The sequence below is a fragment of the Methylophilus aquaticus genome, from assembly GCF_030769565.1.
Taxonomy (GTDB): Bacteria; Pseudomonadota; Gammaproteobacteria; order Burkholderiales; family Methylophilaceae; genus Methylophilus; species Methylophilus aquaticus.
On record NZ_JAVCAP010000014.1, the window covers coordinates 276,603 to 294,236 of the forward strand.

A 17,634-nucleotide genomic window follows, 5' to 3' on the forward strand; every position below is an offset into this window, starting at 1 on the left:
TTGTAAATAATTGCTTACCATGGAGTCAATATGAAAAGACGTGCATTCGTAAAGTCCGGGATTGCAATTGCCGTGGCAGGCGCATTTCTATCTCGGCAGCCTATGTTTGCTTTTGGTAAAGCCTTGCTTAATCCCAATAAAGTCAAATTTGTATCTCCTGCAAGTATGGGGATTAACCTTGCTGCAATTTCATATTGGGGATCTGAGTTACCTTTTACGGATATTTTCAAAAGTGCAGGTGAGTGGGTAAGTAATGCGAAAGCAATGCAATGGGGTTCTGGCCCCAAGCTCGATATTGATGAGCATGGCTGGGTTAAAAGGCTCGATGCTGCTGGTTTTGCGACCAAGATGGTTGCTTTGGCTGGTTTATATCCAACTGGTATTTATACCATTTTATTTGATGGCGAAGGTGAAGTTCAGCTAGCTTTTAATGTTGGCAAAGTAATAAAAGCCTTACCTGGCAAGTTGGTGGTAAAAGTTAACTCCGCAAGTATGCCACTGGCTGTCAACCTTAACAAAACTAATCCCAAAAATTACGTCAGAAATATTCGCGTTTACTTGCCAGAATATCAAAGCTCTGAAGGTGTTACATACACAAATGAGTTTATAGATAGATGGGCCGGCATGGCTTGTATTCGGTTTATGGATTTTATTGCTACAAATAACTCTAAAATTCAACATTGGTCTGATCGACCCATGCTGGAGGATGCATCATATAGTCTTAAAGGCGTTCCTTTGGAGCTAATGGTTGATTTGGCTAACAAACTAGATGCTGATGCCTGGTTTTGTATTCCACATCTTGCAGATGATGATTATGTTGAAAAATATATTACATACATTGACCAGCATTTAAAACCAGGTCTTCGTGCTTGGATTGAATACTCAAATGAGGTGTGGAACTCTGTTTTTAACCAGTCAAAGTATTGCGTTGATATCGGGGTTAAAACGGCACTTGCCCAATCTCCGAGGGACGCGGGCTTGTTAGCTTACGCAAGGCGTTGTAGAGATATATTCAAAATAGTTGCTAAAGTCTCTGACAATAAAAAAAGATATGTGTGCGTTGTTGCCTCACAAGCCGCTAATCCTTATGTGTCAGAAAAAATCCTTTCTTTTGAAGATTTAGTCGAATATGCTGATGCTTTGGCTATTGCACCTTACTTTTCATTTAACGTGGCACCGAATGATGTGCTTAATGATAAGGAGGTAATGAATTGGAGTTTGGATAAGTTATTTGAATATCTTGAAACGGTTAAGCTCCCTGAAGCAAAAAAATGGATAGAAGATAGCAAAAAAGTAAGTGAACGTTATGGCCTTTCACTCGTTGCGTATGAGGCAGGCCAACATTTAACCGCATACAGGGGTGCTGAAAACAATACTCAACTTGTTGATTTGTTTTCTAAAGCGAATGCACACCCTCGCATGGGAAAGCTTTATAGTCGCTATTTAAAAGATTGGGAGCAGTCTGGTGGTGGTTTGCTTTGCGCTTTCTCAAGTATGAGTGTATGGAGTAAATGGGGCAGTTGGGGGTTGCTGGAACGTCCAACTGATAATCCAGAACAATCAGCCAAGTTTAAATCTGTGGTTGAGTGGGCGCAGTCTCATGGTCAATCAATAAAACTGAAAAAATAGAAATTCGGATTTTTATAAATGATAAAAAGATTAATAAAATACAATGCATTTAAACATGGCAGATTTATTAATCTATATAAAAGGCTATGTAAGCCTAGTAATGCGGAGTATGCAGCATTTTTAAAGGCGAGAAACACTTTTCATAGTATGGGAGAGTCTTGTTTAATAAATCTGGATGCGCACTTTACCGATCCACAATATGTACAAATAGGAAATAACGTTGTCTTGTCTGATTGTTATTTGATCGGTCATGATGGTGTGATTGCAATGTTAAATAATGCATTTAATGAAAAGTTAGATGCTGTGGGTAAAATTGTAATTGGAAATAATGTATTTATTGGTCATGGTGCAATTATTTTGCGAAATGTAAGTGTTGGAAATAATGTTGTGGTTGCAGCTGGGTCTGTTGTCGTTAAAGATATTCCGGATAATTGTGTTGTAGGCGGTGTACCTGCCAAAGTGATCGGTGATACAAGCGCTTTACTTGAGAAGCTAAAAAGTGAAACGTTATCGTTGCCATGGTTTGATTTGATACAAAAGCGTGAAGGCGGTTTTGACCCTGAGATTGAGCCGCAGCTTGTAGAATTGAGAGTCAGGCATTTCTTTAAAAATAATAATACAAGTAACAGGAGTGCCTAGTTGAAGGATTTATCAGTCATCTTAGTTAGTTACAATACGGCTGAGTTAAGCAAAAAAGTGCTTGACTTGCTTTTCACATCTAACCTGCAGCGTGAGCGGTACGAAGTGTTTGTGATTGATAATGCCTCACAAGACGATTCTAATCAAATTCTTGAGTTTGAGTTTCCAAATATTACATTGATCAAAAACTCAGTGAATGTTGGATTTGGACGAGCTAATAATCAGGTACTAAACAATATTTCAGGTAGGTATGTATTATTGTTGAACACTGATGCTTTTGTTGAGCGTGATACGCTCGATAAAACGCTGCAATTCATGGACAACAATCCAGATACAGGGATTCTAGGGGTAAGGCTGGTTGGTCGGGACGGTATTCTACAACCGTCATGCCGATATTTTCCCACAGCTTGGAATTTGTTTGTTCAACGAGCAGGCTTACAGCGTTGGTTTAAATTAACCAAAATGGTTGATGATATGCATTGGGATCATGCAAGTGTTCGCCAATGCGACTGGGTGCCAGGTTGTTACTATTTGGTTAGAAAGGAGGTCATTGATCAAGTTGGTCTTTTTGACCCAAGATTTTTTTTATACTATGAAGAGGTAGACCATTGTTTAGCTGCAAAGAAGGCGGGCTGGCAAGTTACTTATTTCCCAGATGCAACAGTTGTTCATATCGGTGGAGAAAGTGCTAAAACCGATAACAAAATTTCTTCTGTCAGTAAACAAGTCAGTTTCTTGCAAATTGAAAGTGAAATACTATTTTTTCGAAAGAACAACAATTTTTCCGGTTTTCTAATTTATGTCTTTTTGTTTATTCTCGCTGATTTATTTGCGTTTTCTAAAACATCAATTAAATCAATAGTGTATGGGAGAAAATGTAAACACTTATTTGCCATACCACTTTTTATACATATTCTCATTAAAACCAGCTTCGGCATAAAACCGATACATTAATCCAATATAAGAACCAGGTTTGAATAGTATGACAAAAAGAATAGATATTTTAGATGGTTGGCGTGGCATTAGTATATTGTTGGTTTTATGTGGTCATCTATTACCCTTGGGCCCTGCAAAATATCAACTTAATGTGAGTATAGCCGGCACAGGAATGGCATTGTTTTTTATTTTATCGGGCTTTTTAATCACCAGTATTTTGCAGAAAGACTTGAATATAAAGTCTTTTTTTATCAAGCGATTTTTACGTATTTTACCCCTTGCGTGGGTGGTGTTGCTCACTACACTCATCTACTTTAATGCTGAATCATGGAAGTACTTACCACATTTTTTCTTCTATGCAAATTGGCCACCAATGAGTTTACTTCCAAGTACTGGACACTTTTGGAGCTTGTGTGTTGAGATGCAGTTTTATGTAATGATTGGTTTACTGGTTTGGATATTTAAGCGGTATGCCTTTTACTTGCTACCATTATTTTGTATTGCTGTATCCATTGCAAGATTTACTTATGACAAACCAATGGTGATTAATACTTATTTTAGAATTGATGAAATTTTGGCAGGGTGCTTACTCGCTATGTTAGTGAATGCGGATAAACCTCTATGGCTTAGAATCCAAGCTGTTGTTAGCAAGCTAAATCCACTGATCATGTTGCCCATATTGGTATTATCCGCGCACCCTGAATCAGGGGCACTTAATTATTTCAGACCATACATAGCTTTATTAACAATTGGCTCGACAGTATTTAATTCAAATGCCCAGACGTTGTTTTTTCAAATCTTGAGAAGTCGTTTTTTAGCATATATTGCTCAAATATCTTATGCTTTATATTTGATTCATGGCGTTTTGGCAGATACTTGGATTGGCCAAGGTGAAACAAAAGCTCAGAAGTACCTTAAAAGGCCATTGTTGTTTGGATTGACATTTTTGCTTGCACATATATCAACGTTCTATTACGAAAAGCGTTGGATTGCCCTTGGTCAGCGTTTAACTTCAAAGGTTAAAGGCTGACGACAACTATATTAAGTATTTAGCTCGGTCATATTAGAATTTAGCGTATGGTGAATAATTTTTATTTAGAAAATAATGTTTGATTACATCCGAAACGACTTAAATATATATAAAGGTAACTGGGCGGCCCAAGGCTTTTGGGTCATGCTGGTTTATCGCTTTGGCAGATGGCGTTATGGCGTCAGGATTAAACTTCTACGGAAACTGTGTTCGCTTATTTACAAAGTACTTTATAAGCTTGTTCAGATTGTCACTGGCATTGAACTGCCATGCGAGGTTGAGGTAGGTGAGGGCTTTGTGATTGACCACTTTGGCGGTATTGTGATTAGTGGTTATGCTAGGTTTGGAACAAATTGCCGCATCAGAAATGGCGTGGTTGTAGGGTTGAAAAATGTTGAAGATGTGGTTGCGCCTGTATTTGGTGATGACGTTGATATCGGCACAGGTGCTAAAGTGTTGGGTAATATAAAAATTGGTAGCAGAGTCATTATTGGCGCTAATGCGGTTGTGTTGACTGATGTTCCTGACGACTCGATTGCTGTGGGAGTGCCCGCTATCATCAAATCTAGAAAGAAAGTATGAGTATTACGCACTTCAACCAAATTGGTGTGGTTGTCATTGGCCGAAATGAAGGTGACAGATTAGTAAAGTGTTTGAAGTCAATACAAAGTACAACAGATGCGATTGTTTATGTTGATTCAGCTTCTGTTGATAGTTCGGTTTTGAATGCAAGTAATTTGGGTGTGAATGTTCTAAACCTGAATATGCAGTTACCATTTACTGCAGCCAGAGCCCGTAATGCAGGTTTTGAACATTTGATGGCGCTTTACCCAGAAATCGTTTTTGTTCAATTTGTTGATGGTGATTGTGAGGTTGTCGATGGGTGGGTTCCAATTGCCGTTGATTTCTTAAGCAGTCACCAGGAGTTTGCAATTGTCTGTGGTAGGCGCAGGGAGCGTTTCCCTGGCAGTTCGGTCTATAATTTTCAATGTGATCTGGAGTGGAATACCTCTGTAGGTGAGACCAAAGCTTGTGGTGGCGATTTCTTGGCTAGAGTCGATCACTTTAAGGCCGTGGGAGGCTTTAATGATCAGTTAATTGCAGGAGAAGAGCCAGAGTTATGCGTGCGCTTGCGAAATGCAGGCTGGAAAATTCAGCGCATAAATGCCGATATGACTTGGCATGATGCCAACATATTACGCTTTGGTCAGTGGTGGAAACGTAATGTAAGAGCAGGGCATGCCTATGCCGAAGGATACGCATTACATGGTGCTAAGCCTGAGCAGCATAAAAAAAAGGAAGTATTGCGCGCGCTGTTGTGGGGAGGGGTGTTGCCATTTTCTTTTTTAGCTTTTGCTTTATTATCTTGCTGGTCAGTAGCCATTTTTTTGCTGCTCATTTATCTGGTTCAATTTTTTAGGTTACGTACCCGGTTTTCAGGCCATATTTTTGCTAATAGACTTGCTTTGCTAATGCTGCTTGCTAAATTTGCTGAGCTTCAAGGGGTCTTAATGTTTGGCAAGAATCGTTTATTCGGTAGAAAAGCAAGAATTATTGAGTATAAATAAGCATGCCGTAAGAGCGATAAAAAAACTTTAAATAATCCTTAAATGCACAAGTGATTCATATCACCTCCTACATGATCTAGACTTAATCATGCCAGTTTACTTGATTGACAAATAATGAAAAAAATCGCTTATCTAGCACCTGAAATACCTTCATTCTCAGCCACTTTTGTGTTTAATGAAGTTATTGCTGTCAGGAGTGCTGGTTTTGAAGTTGTTTGTTATTCAGTACACAGGCCTGTCATTGTACAGCCGGAACTTACCTCTTTTTTTGTTGAAACTATATACCTTTACAATCGTAAGCTGTATTGGTTATCGCAAGCTTTACTATTCATACTTTCATCGCCTTTATCCTTTTTAAAGGGATTTCGCTGTCTGGTTTCTGATGTTATTTTTGTCGGCTTGAATAAGCAGAGCATGAAGCTTGCTTTCCAGTTTCTAATGGCTGCAGGGCTTGCAAAGTCTTTGCTTGAAGAAGGGTGTGCGCATTTGCATATACATTTTGCACATGTACCAACACAAATTGGTATGTATGCTTCTGCATTGGCGGGCATTCCTTTTTCTGTGATGGCGCATGCCAATGATATTTTTCAGCGTCCGTTATTGTTAAAGCAAAAAGCGGAGCGTAGCAAAGTGTTTTGTACGATTTCAGAATACAATCGTAATTACTTAATTTCGCAAGGACTGGATGAAAAAAAAATCCAGATTGTGCGTTGTGGTTTTGCTTTTTCACCGGTAGATGCACCTGCATTGTTTGGGTCAAAACCGCAATATACTTTGGGTACATTGGGTCGTTTTGTAGAAAAAAAGGGCATTGATGTGTTGATTAAGGCTTTGTATCGGTTGCATACTCTGCATCAAGGACGCTTTCGCTTGTTGATTGCCGGCAATGGGCCGGATCAATCACTACTTGAAAATTTGGTTGATCAATATAGTTTGCGCGGAGTAGTGAGTTTTATTGGTCCATTAAAGCATGCTGAAGTTTCAAGTTGGATGGCTGGCATTGATGCTTTTGTATTAGCTTGCAGGATAGACTCCAATGGGGATATGGATGGTATTCCCGTCGTGTTGATGGAAGCTATGTCACAAAATGTGCCAGTTATTTCTACCAGAATTTCCGGCATTCCCGAGCTTGTGATAGATGGTATTACTGGTCTACTGGCTGATTCGGCTAATGAGATTGAGTTGGCAGAGAAGATATGTACGCTTTTTGAGAATCCGGAAAGCTTGAATCATTATGTCAGCCAAGCCAGAAAGCATGTAGAAAACGAATTTTCTCTTAAAAATAATACTGATCGTTTACTTGCATTTATTGATGCATGATTACGAAATTACAATTGATTTATGTTTCTTATCGATGTTTAACCGTAACTTTTTTACGTCATAATTAAATTCAATTACCTTGACTTAGCTCTCACTCTAATCGATTTTAAGCCTATGTATGTGCAACGGTAACAATATAGTGGCTGAGATTGCTGTGCCAAATGCTATGGCAATGCAATCTCAGTATTGCCATAGATATTATAAAATTTATAAAAGCAGGTTTTTGCCATGAAAAATAAATATGTTCTAATTTCTCCCTGCCGCAATGAGTCGAAATATATGCGACAAACACTTGATACGGTTATTGCTCAGTCAGTGCGGCCAACTTTATGGGTGATCGTAGACGATGGATCTACTGATGAGACACCGCATATATTACTTGAGTATGCAAAGAAGCATGCCTGGATCAAGGTAGTGACCCGTAAAGATCGTGGCAAGCGTTCGGTTGGGCCTGGCGTGATTGAGGCATTTAACGAGGGCTATGCTGCGATTAACCCAGACGAGTTCAAATACCTTTGCAAGCTCGACCTTGATTTGCGTATGCCGCCAAAATATTTTGAAATTATTATGCAAAGAATGGATGAAAACCCGCGCATAGCTACTGCAAGCGGTAAAGCCTATATTGAAACTGATCATGGTCTTGAAAGTGAGCGCCATGGGGATGAAAACTCATTAGGGATGGTGAAGTTTTATCGAGTTGATTGCTTTAAAGAAATGGGGGGCTTTGTACAGCAAGTCATGTGGGATGGTATCGATGGGCATTTATGTCGCATGCATGGTTGGATGGCAATGAGCTGGGAAGACCCTGAATTGCGTTTTGTGCATTTGCGGCCCATGGGTTCTAGTCAGCAAAGTATTTTTACTGGTCGTATGAGGCATGGGTTTGGACAATACTTCATGGGATCAAGTTTTTTGTGGATGCTACTTACATTTGTTTACAGGGTTCCGGAAAAACCATATGTTATCGGTGGTTTTTTTATTGTGCTTGGGTGGCTGAAGGCTTGGATTAAAGGTGAAGATCGCTATCAAAATACAGCTTTTAGAAAATTTTTGTCTGACTATCAATGGCGTGCAATGTTCATAGGGAAGAAAAAAGCAATCGAAGAAATTCATGAAAAATACGCCTCAAAATCAATTCTCTGAGTATACCTATGTCGAGTGATACACCGCTTTTAGACTTTGATGATTGGGATCGTGACATTTTTTGCATGTTGGGATTGCCCTTTGATGCAGAAAGCATGCAGTCTGCAGTGGATAAAATACGTTTATCGGTGACCGCGAAAAGAAAAGTATTTTTAACAACCCCAAATTTAAACTTTGTGGTTGGTTCATTACACGATGTAGCTCTCAGACAGTCCGTAATTAACAGTAATATGGTCGTTGTAGACGGAATGCCATTAGTTTTGGTAGCTAGGCTATTGGGTTTGCCAATTATGGAGAGGGTAGCCGGGGCTTCATTGTTTGAGCAGTTGTCGCAACCAGCTTCAAGTCTTGCAAAGCTGAAAGTCTTTTTTTTTGGTGGTATGCAAGGCGTTGCTAAAAGAGCTCATGATACTGTAAATAAGTTTTCCCTTGGCATGTCTTCGATTGGTTATCTTGACCCTGGATTTAAGTCTGTTGAAGAAATGTCCATTCCTGCCTACATTACCAAGATTAATCAGGCCGCGCCTGATTTTTTGGTTGTAGCGCTTGGCGCCCAAAAGGGGCAGCAGTGGATTGATAAAAACTTTCAGAGTTTATCGGTTCCTGTTGTCAGTCACTTGGGGGCGGTCATTAACTTTTCTGCCGGAACAGTTTCTCGTGCACCTAAGTTTATTCAGAAGCTAGGCCTTGAGTGGCTATGGCGTATTAAAGAAGAACCCTATCTATGGAGGCGTTATTATAAAGACGGCCTTCATTTCTTAAGGTTGATTGCTTTTAATGTATTGCCAATTGCTATATATAACCATTTTAAATACTACTCAATTAATAATAGCTCTAAAGGATTGATGACATTATCATTGCCAGAAACAGGTGGTGCCTTGTTGATCTTGTCTGGAAACTTTCATGGCTCATTAGCTGATTACAACCGCCAGACGATGAAAAATGCTTTTCAAAAAAATATGGATGTCATGATTGATTTTACTCACGCAGATTTTTTGGGGGCTGGGTTGATTGCCTATCTGTTGATTCTCCAGCAAAAATTAAAGCGTCAAAATAGGCGTCTCATCTTACTAAAGTTAAGTGCCATGCATAAACGTCTGCTGAAGTGGCATTGCGTTAATTATTTATTGGATTAACACAATTGAAAAAATTGAAAGGCAATAGCATTGGGTGCTTATCTGCAAAAATTATCGGCTATTAAAAATAATACAGCATTGCTGATAGCTGTTATTACACTCTTAATTGGACTGGTTTCTTATTGGGGGGGGCTGACTGAGTTACTTTTCCGCTGGAATAAACAGGAAGAGTACGGCCATGGTTACTTTATCCCGTTGATTACAATATGGTTTCTATGGGAGAGAAAAGCTGCACTCATTGCAGCTGTCAGCCAAGGATCTTACTGGGGCGTTGGGCTACTACTATTCGCATCATTTTTATTGCTTACTGGAGAGGTTACGGCTTTTTATCTCGCTATTCAGTTAGGTTTTATTCTATTTCTAATGAGTATAACCCTTGCCTATGGAGGCAGGTCACTCTTTAAATTGTGTTTTACACCCATTTTTTTTCTTGTCTTTTGTATCCCGCTGCCATATTTCATGGAGGCATTATTAACGGCTCGTTTGCAATTACTTTCATCTGAGTTTGGAGTGATGTTTTTACGCGCGATTGGTACGAGCGTTTATCTGGAAGGTAATGTGATTGATCTTGGCCAGTATCAACTGCAAGTAGTTGAGGCATGCAGTGGGCTTAGATATCTTTATCCATTGATGGGCATCGCCTTTTTGATTGCGTATATGTATCAGGCAGCTATTTGGAAAAAAGGGCTGGTATTTATCAGTTCTATACCGATCACTGTAGTTATGAATAGTGTACGTATAGCTGTAGTGGGGGTGCTGGTTGATCATTGGGGGAGCGAGATGGCCGATGGTTTTCTACATTATTTTGAAGGCTGGATTGTATTCATGATTTGTTTGGGCATACTTGTCGCAGAGGTGTGGATTTTAGAGCGCATGGGTAGTGGGCGTAACCTGATGACAGCCATTGATACTCCCAAAGTTGGCGTGCCGTTGTTAGGCAGGTCGTCTTCCCTATCCTTAAAACCATTATGGGCAGCGTTTTTTTTCACTCTGATTACTTGTGGAATTACACTAGCGTTGAGTGATCGAGTGGAGATACAGCCGCCACATAAACCACTAGATACATTTCCACTCAGCGTGAATGGTTGGGTGGGTGAGCAGGGGTCTCTAGGTAAAAATGAGCTTTCAATCTTAGGTTTGCAAGACTATTTGTTGGCAGATTACTTTCGGCCAGAGGAGAATAAAGTTGTTAATTATTATCTGGCTTACTATGCTTCACAGCGTAAAGGAGTTTCTCCGCATTCTCCACAAGTATGCATGCCTGGTGGTGGTTGGGTGATTGCATCGCTTGAAAGAATACCTATGATTGACTCTAAGGGTAAAAAGTTTACAGTTAATAAAGTATTAATTAAAAAGGGGCAGGACAAGCAAGTCGTCTATTACTGGTATCAGCAACGTGGCAGAAAAATAGCAAGCGAATATCTGATGAAGTTTTATTTGTTTAAAGATGCAATCTTTATGAATCGCACTGATGGTGCGTTGGTCAGATTAGTTACAAATGCTAATGATGATGTTGCGGCAGCAGATAAACGACTGTCTGACTTTATCAAGGTATCTTTGCCATTATTAAACGATTATATTCCAGAGTGATTATGAGAAAAAATTACGCCAACATATTCCTTAATGTTTTGATTAAGAGCGTTATGACATTCTGTCTTGGGCTCTGGTTGTCTGCTTGCTCAACCCCCGAGGAGTCTGCGAAAAGCCATCTTGACAGCGCTAATGCATATTTGCGTGATGGAAATACTAAAAAGGCTGTACTTGAATTTAAAAATGTACTGCAGATACAGCCCAACTCCGTTCCGGCAATTTATGGAATGGCATTAGCGTTTCAGCACGATAATGATTGGGGTAAGGTATATCAATTTAGTTTGCGTGTGATCGAGCTTGAACCGAAACACATTGATGCTAATTTGAAATTGGCAACACTTTACATGGCGTCCAATGAAATGGAAAAGGCCATGGATCGGTTGAGTCTCCTGGAAAGTCTTGCACCTGATAACGCTGAGTTTCTTGGCACAAAATCAGCTTTTCTTTTTAAGTCTGGTGATGCCAAGGGCGCTGTTGATGTTGCGAGTCGGGCGCTAAAGCTGAACCCCAAGAATGCGCAAGCGATTATTATTCTCGCAAGTGAAAGTAACACGCGTGGAAGCTATGCTGAAACCTTGACTATCTTGGATGAAGGACTGAAAAATATCCCTGAAGATAATTCACTAAAGCTTTTGAGAATTGAAACATTGGAGAAGAATCAACAAATCGCTGACGCACAAAAAGAGTTGAAAAAGCTTATCAATCAATACCCTGATAATCTTGAGTATTTAAAACATCTTGCTTATCTGCATAACAAGCTTGGCCAAGTGGATCAAGCAGAAATTGTATTAAAAACAATTATTAAGCAAAAGCCTGATGAAAATGCAGCTATTTTTGATCTTATCAAATATATCCGGTCTACTAAAGGAGATGTGCCTGCCCTTCAAGTTCTAGATGAGTTTATCGCAATTCAAAACGACAATGCAGAACTCAGTTTTTTTAAAGTATTTTTCTTAAATAGCGTAAATCGTAAAGAAGATGCAAAAAAATTGCTGGTGCAAATTGCACAAAACAGCAGCGATCTCGAGAGTGCTCACAAAGCCCAGTCGATGATGGCATTTAATGCATTTATTGCTGGAAATAAATCTGAAAGTATTAAGCTGATTACTCAGGTCTTGCGTGAGGACTCCAGACATGTCCAGGCTTTGTTACTGAAGGCTGCCATTGAAATGAATGACAGTGATTACAAGTCTGCTATTGCAGATTTACGTATCATATTAAAAGACTCGCCAGATAATGCGCCAGCATTGGTAGCGTTAGCCCAAGCTCATGAAACCGCTGGTGAAAAGGAGTTGTCTGAGAAGTATTTTAAACGTGCAGCAGATGTGTCAGTCACTAATACCAATTTTTCATTACCTTATGTTGAGTATCTGATTAGAAACAATCAACTCGATCAGGCAAAAAGGGCTATTGAGCCTATTCTGGCCGCTAATCCCAAAGACCCTAAAGTGCTGAAATATATGGCAGCGATTAAAATTTCTAGTGGTGATTTGCTTGGTGCCGAGAGTATAGGAAAAGATATCAAGAGTATTGACACCCAGACCTCTGATCAGATTTTGGGCGCAGTGTATGTGAATCAAAAGAACTTTGATGAGGGAATCAGTGCTTTGGAGAGAAATTATGCATCTGACCCACAAAATTCTGAAGCATTATTGTCTTTGGTTAAATCGCTTGTAAACGCCGACCGTAAGGCAGAAGCAGCAAAAATGTTGCAGCAAATTGTCACTAACAATCCATCCAATATCAGACCGAAAATTATGTTGGCACAGGTATTGATCAAGATGCATGATAATAATGCTGCTATCAATCAATACCGGACAATTATTAAAGACCACCCCGATCAACTCGATGCTTATCAGCAACTGGGTGAGTTATTAGCTGACATCAATCGACTAGGCGAATCCAAAGAGGTTTTGAATGATGGCATTAAAAATGTTTCAAACGCGAAAACATTGCAGTTATTATTAGCGAACGTTTATCAACGTGAGGGAAGTGTTGATAATGCGATTAATCTGTATGCTGAATTTCTAAAAATATATCCTGATTCTGTGGTTGCTAAAAATAACTATATTAGTCTGGTGACTGACTTTAAGACCGATTCTGTGTCTCTAAAGAAAGCTTATACCTTGTCACGTGAGCTGAAGGGCTCACCTTCACCATATATACAGGATACGATAGGCTGGATTGCATTTAAGGTCGGGCAGTACGATGAAGCAAGAATTGCCTTGCTTAAGGCTACAGATGCAAGTCCTAAGACTGCCATTTTCTTTTTCCATCTTGGAATGGCACAAGCATCACTTGCTGACAAAGATAATGCCATAATCTCATTAGAAACTGCACTGAAGTTGAAAAGTGCTAATAATGTGATCCCCGTAGATGTCATCAACAAAAAAGTTAACGAGCTGAAAACATAGCCTCCAAGTATTGATTAAGTGGTGTAAAAGGATAAGAAATTGAAAATAGTACCTGTGATACTTTCCGGTGGTTCTGGAACCCGGCTATGGCCACTTTCCCGTGCGGTATTGCCAAAGCAATTATTACCGCTGGTTTCAGATAACACAATGTTGCAAGAAACCTTGCTCAGGATTTCTGATTGGGCCGAAGTGGGTGAGCCAGTTATTGTATGCGGAAATGATCATCGCTTTCTGGTAGCAGAACAATTAAGACAGATTAATATCAGCCCAAAGGCGATCATATTGGAGCCGGTTGCAAGAAATACCGCTCCTGCGATTGCCGCAGCCGCAATGACCTTGAAATCGGAGGATGTGTTGATGCTGGTGTTGCCGGCTGACCATGTGATCACAGATGTCACTGCGTTTGAGACGGCTATACGTAGTGCTAGCACGTGCGCAGAACAGGGCAAACTGGTGACCTTCGGTATTTCTCCAACCATTCCAGAAACCGGTTATGGTTATATCCAGTCTGGGCAATCGATGGGAGACGCTCAGGGGTGTTTTGAGGTTGCCCGTTTTGTAGAAAAGCCAGATGCTGTGACTGCACAACAATATCTGGATGCAGGCAACTTTTTCTGGAATAGTGGCATGTTCATATTCAAGCCTGCGGTATTTTTATCAGAGCTAACGGCCTATGCGCCAGCCATCGTATCAGCAGTGAATAATGCGGTCGCACAAAGTTATCAAGATCTGGATTTCCTGAGGCTGTTTGAAGATGCTTTCTCAAAATCCCCCTCAGATTCTATTGATTATGCCGTGATGGAAAAAACCAGTCTTGCCGCTGTTGTTCCTGCCAGTATTGGCTGGAACGATGTAGGTTCATGGACTGCGCTTAAAGATGTGCAGCCATGTGATGAGGATCGTAACGCGAGTCGCGGTGATGTTTATTTGAGAAATGTAAAAAATACGCTTGTACGGGCGGAAAGTCGTTTTGTGGCTGCGCTGGGCGTCAGTGACTTGTTGATTGTTGAGACCAGTGATGCCGTATTGGTCGCGCATCGTGATTTTGCGCAAGATGTCAAAAGTATTGTGGATCATTTGAAATCAAGCGGACGTAGTGAGCACAAGGTGCATCCACGGGTGTATCGGCCATGGGGCTGGTATGAGGGCATTGATGTCGGTGAGCGTTTTCAGGTGAAGCGGATTATGGTCAAACCCAGTGAAAGATTATCATTGCAAATGCATCATCATCGTGCAGAACATTGGGTGGTCGTCAGTGGATCTGCCATGATTACGATTGATGGCGTTACCAAACTCTATACGGAAAATGAATCAACTTACATTCCGATCGGCTCAACACATCGTCTTGAAAATCCAGGAAAATTACCGTTGCACTTGATTGAAGTTCAATCAGGCAGCTATCTGGGTGAAGATGATATTGTGCGCTATGAGGATACGTATGGTCGTGCATAAGGTTGTTGTAAGTGAGTAAGTTAGCTAACTTGATGGAGAGCAGTGGTGTTGCTTTCGGTACCAGTGGCGCTCGCGGTCTAGTGTCCGCTATGACTGACGAGGTTTGTTCTGCCTATACGCACGCTTTTATGTCAACAATGAGGCGGCAGGGCTTTGACTTCAAGCAGGTAGCGATTGCTATAGATTTAAGGCCTAGTAGCCCCCGTATTGCTGATGCTTGCGCAAATTTGCTACGAAAACTTGGGATAGATGTCATTTTTTGTGGCGCCATCCCCACACCAGCGTTGGCGCTATTTTCACAACAATTGCAAATTCCTGGTTTGATGGTGACCGGTAGCCATATCCCTTTTGATCGCAACGGGCTTAAATTTTATCGGCCTAATGGCGAGATTAGTAAAGCGGATGAGGCGATGATGCTCAGTTGCGATGTTCCTCTATGCCCAAAGCAGGCGCCGAGCGCAGGCTTACCTGTTGAAGATTTGTCAGCCAAACTAGGGTATATGCAGCGCTATAAAGACTTGCTTGGTCGGCAAAGCCTGTTGGGGTTGCGACTGGCACTCTATCAGCACTCTAGTGTAGGGCGCGATTTGATGCTGCAGTTATTTACTGATCTTGGTGCAGAAGTGATATGTTTAGAGCGTTCAGACACCTTTGTTCCTATTGATACCGAAGCCGTATCAGAACGTGATGTGAAGCGTGGTTTGCAGTGGGCCAGAAATTATCAGGTGGATGCAATTGTTTCTACGGACGGTGATGGAGATAGGCCGCTTTTAAGCGATGAGAAAGGTCGCTGGTTACGCGGCGATATTGTTGGATTAATGACAGCAAGGGCTTTAAATATTCCCCATCTAGCAGTTCCTGTAAGTTGCAATAGTGCAATTGAAACCAGCGGCTTTTTTCAAACAGTCTTACGCACTCGAATTGGCTCACCCTACGTAATTTCCGGTATGGAGGCTTTGCAACAACAGGGGGCTTCGCAGGTGGCTGGTTTCGAAGCCAACGGCGGTTTCCTGCTAGGAAGTTATCTGGCGGATTTTCCGGCATTGAAGCCATTGCCAACTCGTGATGCACTATTGCCCGTCATTGTATTACTTGCTCAGATCAGGTTACAAAATAAACCACTGTCAACTATGGTATCTGATTTACCGTCAAGGTTTACTGCCAGTGACCGGGTACAAGATTTTCCGAGCAACAAAAGTCTTGCACTAATTGCACACTGGACATCGAATCCTGAGCAGATAATTGAAATATTCAAGTTGAATGATCAGATTACTAAGTTGGATAGCACGGATGGACTGCGTGTTAGTTTGACGTCTGAAAGAGTTTTACATTTGCGACCATCAGGCAATGCACCGGAGTTCAGGTGTTATGTCGAAGCTTCTAGCCAGAAAGATGCGTATCAATTTTTGTCGCATGTGATGCTTCAATTAGCAGATTGTATCTGATTTTATTATCTGATTTCAAACTTAAAATAACCACCATTACCGCTAGTGAGTTCAGGTGGGATATTAATCTGGTTAATCCCACGCTTGATTTGAAACTCCGCAATTTTTGTGTAAGCGGTAGTAAGACTCTCAGTATAGTGTAAGAATAATCTGGTTTGGTTTTCTGCAAACACTTTAACAGTGTACTGCTTATCATTTAGCTTGGAGAATACTGGTTTAAAAGGTGAGGATAATGGCTCACCAATAAATAGTCCTTGACCAGGCCATGCAACACTTTTCCAGTAAGCTTCCAGCAGGCTATTGCCTTTAAGGTAGTAATACATTGCAGCAGCAGGATTGGGGAACTTCTGTAAATGATTACATGGTTCTACTACAGTGCCATAACTTGCTGTGGCACCAGCTTTTAACCAAGCAAGACTTACTGATTGCCCATGCTTGCCATATAGGTCACCCCCAAAAGAGGTAAGATGATCTGCGATTGCCCCAGGCAGAAACTCAAGTTGTTCCAATCTGGTTACTTGAGGTGCTCCGATAAAGTAAAACAGAATGTTTTTACGTTTTAGGGGGCTCGTACTAACTTGTTTAGTAACATAGGTCAAAAAAACAGAATTAAAGTCTTCCCGAGTCAAGTTGTAATTGGCAGCACGTACATCGTAGTTTCCACCATTACCTTTGATTAAATAGCTATTGCCCGAAGGAAAACTGGAGTCCGCGTGAATGCCGCGATCAATCAACTGTAGGACTTCCTGTACACTGTCGCCCGCTAGCATCATGCTAGGTCGAATTTTAAAATCATTGAATGGCGTAGTGGATGTAGTGTTGAAATAGGGGCTTTCACGTGTTGGATTACAACCACCACAATAGGCTTGATCGAATCCGAAAGAGATCGCACTAGTCATTGACATGCAAACAACCCTATATGGTTTGGTCCAGCTAATGGCGTATCCCTGAATATGACTTTTAGTTTTTGCTTCAACTTCTTGTTTGATTGTGACAAAGTCTGCTTGGCTCATTTCGTTTTGAGCAGGGTTGAAATGAAGTTGTATGAGATTTTCTGATGGAATACCTCTTTTTTTAGCATAGATTTTGGCTACCTCTACAGACTGAGAGTCATCTACATTAACCAAAATAGCGAGCTCGCTGGGAGTGATTCCCACTCTGTCAAATTCGGCAAAGTAATCACCTGCCGAGACGTACGTGGCAATTAGAGTGAAAAAAAGGCCGCCGAAAAAGCTAAGCTTTACGTTCATTTTATGGAATATCTTTAACCATTTAATGGACATATCAGGCTTATAGCAAAACTATGTGCACATAACGGTTCAATATAATCAC

Annotated in this window: 14 protein-coding genes; 13 read left to right on the forward strand and 1 reads right to left on the reverse strand. The window is 40.7% G+C overall.

The window, feature by feature from the left end; translation table 11 throughout:
- The first annotated feature begins 30 nt into the window (after positions 1-30).
- The 13 genes from Q9291_RS07835 to Q9291_RS07895 all read left to right on the forward strand — a co-directional run bounded on the left by Q9291_RS07835 (position 31) and on the right by Q9291_RS07895 (position 16,302).
- Positions 31-1,629 carry a hypothetical protein gene (locus Q9291_RS07835; RefSeq protein ID WP_306389470.1) on the forward strand — a complete coding sequence of 533 codons (1,599 nt, stop codon included), beginning with the start codon at positions 31-33 and terminating at the stop codon, positions 1,627-1,629.
- Between the two features lie 18 nt (positions 1,630-1,647).
- Entirely contained in the window at positions 1,648-2,268 is a 621-nt protein-coding gene (locus Q9291_RS07840; RefSeq protein WP_306389471.1) for an acyltransferase, read from the forward strand.
- Positions 2,269-3,222, forward strand: coding sequence for a glycosyltransferase family 2 protein (locus tag Q9291_RS07845; protein WP_306389472.1), 954 nt, complete (start codon positions 2,269-2,271; stop codon positions 3,220-3,222).
- Positions 3,223-3,250: 28 nt separating this feature from the next.
- Entirely contained in the window at positions 3,251-4,234 is a 984-nt protein-coding gene (locus Q9291_RS07850; protein WP_306389473.1) for an acyltransferase family protein, read from the forward strand.
- Between the two features lie 75 nt (positions 4,235-4,309).
- Positions 4,310-4,816: a serine O-acetyltransferase gene (locus Q9291_RS07855; protein ID WP_306389474.1), complete on the forward strand. Its 507-nt coding sequence runs from the start codon at positions 4,310-4,312 to the stop codon at positions 4,814-4,816.
- Complete coding sequence (locus Q9291_RS07860; RefSeq protein ID WP_306389475.1) at positions 4,813-5,802, forward strand: glycosyltransferase family 2 protein; 990 nt, start codon at positions 4,813-4,815, stop codon at positions 5,800-5,802. Before Q9291_RS07855 ends, Q9291_RS07860 begins: the two co-directional genes overlap by 4 nt.
- A 114-nt stretch (positions 5,803-5,916) precedes the next feature.
- Positions 5,917-7,122, forward strand: a complete 1,206-nt coding sequence (locus Q9291_RS07865) for a glycosyltransferase (RefSeq protein ID WP_306389476.1) — start codon at positions 5,917-5,919, stop codon at positions 7,120-7,122.
- 228 nt (positions 7,123-7,350) lie between these two features.
- Positions 7,351-8,265, forward strand: a complete 915-nt coding sequence (locus Q9291_RS07870) for a glycosyltransferase family A protein (protein ID WP_306389477.1) — start codon at positions 7,351-7,353, stop codon at positions 8,263-8,265.
- Between the two features lie 8 nt (positions 8,266-8,273).
- The gene (locus tag Q9291_RS07875; protein WP_306389478.1) at positions 8,274-9,401 is read left to right on the forward strand and encodes a WecB/TagA/CpsF family glycosyltransferase; all 1,128 of its coding nucleotides are present in this window, start codon (positions 8,274-8,276) and stop codon (positions 9,399-9,401) included.
- 30 nt (positions 9,402-9,431) lie between these two features.
- The gene (xrtD, locus tag Q9291_RS07880) at positions 9,432-10,991 is read left to right on the forward strand and encodes a VPLPA-CTERM-specific exosortase XrtD (protein ID WP_306389479.1); all 1,560 of its coding nucleotides are present in this window, start codon (positions 9,432-9,434) and stop codon (positions 10,989-10,991) included.
- Between the two features lie 2 nt (positions 10,992-10,993).
- The gene (locus tag Q9291_RS07885) at positions 10,994-13,405 is read left to right on the forward strand and encodes a tetratricopeptide repeat protein (RefSeq protein WP_306389480.1); all 2,412 of its coding nucleotides are present in this window, start codon (positions 10,994-10,996) and stop codon (positions 13,403-13,405) included.
- Between the two features lie 39 nt (positions 13,406-13,444).
- A complete protein-coding gene (locus Q9291_RS07890) occupies positions 13,445-14,857 on the forward strand; it encodes a mannose-1-phosphate guanylyltransferase/mannose-6-phosphate isomerase (RefSeq protein WP_306389481.1) in 1,413 nt (470 codons plus the stop codon).
- Positions 14,858-14,889: 32 nt separating this feature from the next.
- Positions 14,890-16,302, forward strand: a complete 1,413-nt coding sequence (locus Q9291_RS07895; RefSeq protein WP_306389532.1) for a phosphomannomutase — start codon at positions 14,890-14,892, stop codon at positions 16,300-16,302.
- 5 nt (positions 16,303-16,307) lie between these two features.
- Here the strand turns inward: Q9291_RS07895 and Q9291_RS07900 are convergent, their stop codons facing one another.
- A complete protein-coding gene (locus Q9291_RS07900) occupies positions 16,308-17,585 on the reverse strand; it encodes a TIGR03790 family protein (RefSeq protein WP_306389482.1) in 1,278 nt (425 codons plus the stop codon).
- Positions 17,586-17,634: the final 49 nt, after the last annotated feature.

Excerpts from the sequence above, each read along its gene's own strand:
- Q9291_RS07835 (WP_306389470.1), top strand. The coding sequence starts at position 31 with ATGAAAAGACGTGCATTCGTAAAGTCCGGGATTGCAATTGCCGTGGCA.
- Q9291_RS07885 (WP_306389480.1), top strand. The coding sequence starts at position 10,994 with ATGAGAAAAAATTACGCCAACATATTCCTTAATGTTTTGATTAAGAGC.
- Q9291_RS07840 (WP_306389471.1), top strand. The coding sequence starts at position 1,648 with ATGATAAAAAGATTAATAAAATACAATGCATTTAAACATGGCAGATTT.
- Q9291_RS07895 (WP_306389532.1), top strand. The coding sequence starts at position 14,890 with ATGGAGAGCAGTGGTGTTGCTTTCGGTACCAGTGGCGCTCGCGGTCTA.
- Q9291_RS07860 (WP_306389475.1), top strand. The coding sequence starts at position 4,813 with ATGAGTATTACGCACTTCAACCAAATTGGTGTGGTTGTCATTGGCCGA.
- Q9291_RS07875 (WP_306389478.1), top strand. The coding sequence starts at position 8,274 with ATGTCGAGTGATACACCGCTTTTAGACTTTGATGATTGGGATCGTGAC.
- Q9291_RS07865 (WP_306389476.1), top strand. The coding sequence starts at position 5,917 with ATGAAAAAAATCGCTTATCTAGCACCTGAAATACCTTCATTCTCAGCC.
- Q9291_RS07900 (WP_306389482.1), bottom strand. The coding sequence starts at position 17,585 with ATGTCCATTAAATGGTTAAAGATATTCCATAAAATGAACGTAAAGCTT.
- Q9291_RS07870 (WP_306389477.1), top strand. The coding sequence starts at position 7,351 with ATGAAAAATAAATATGTTCTAATTTCTCCCTGCCGCAATGAGTCGAAA.
- Q9291_RS07850 (WP_306389473.1), top strand. The coding sequence starts at position 3,251 with ATGACAAAAAGAATAGATATTTTAGATGGTTGGCGTGGCATTAGTATA.
- Q9291_RS07855 (WP_306389474.1), top strand. The coding sequence starts at position 4,310 with ATGTTTGATTACATCCGAAACGACTTAAATATATATAAAGGTAACTGG.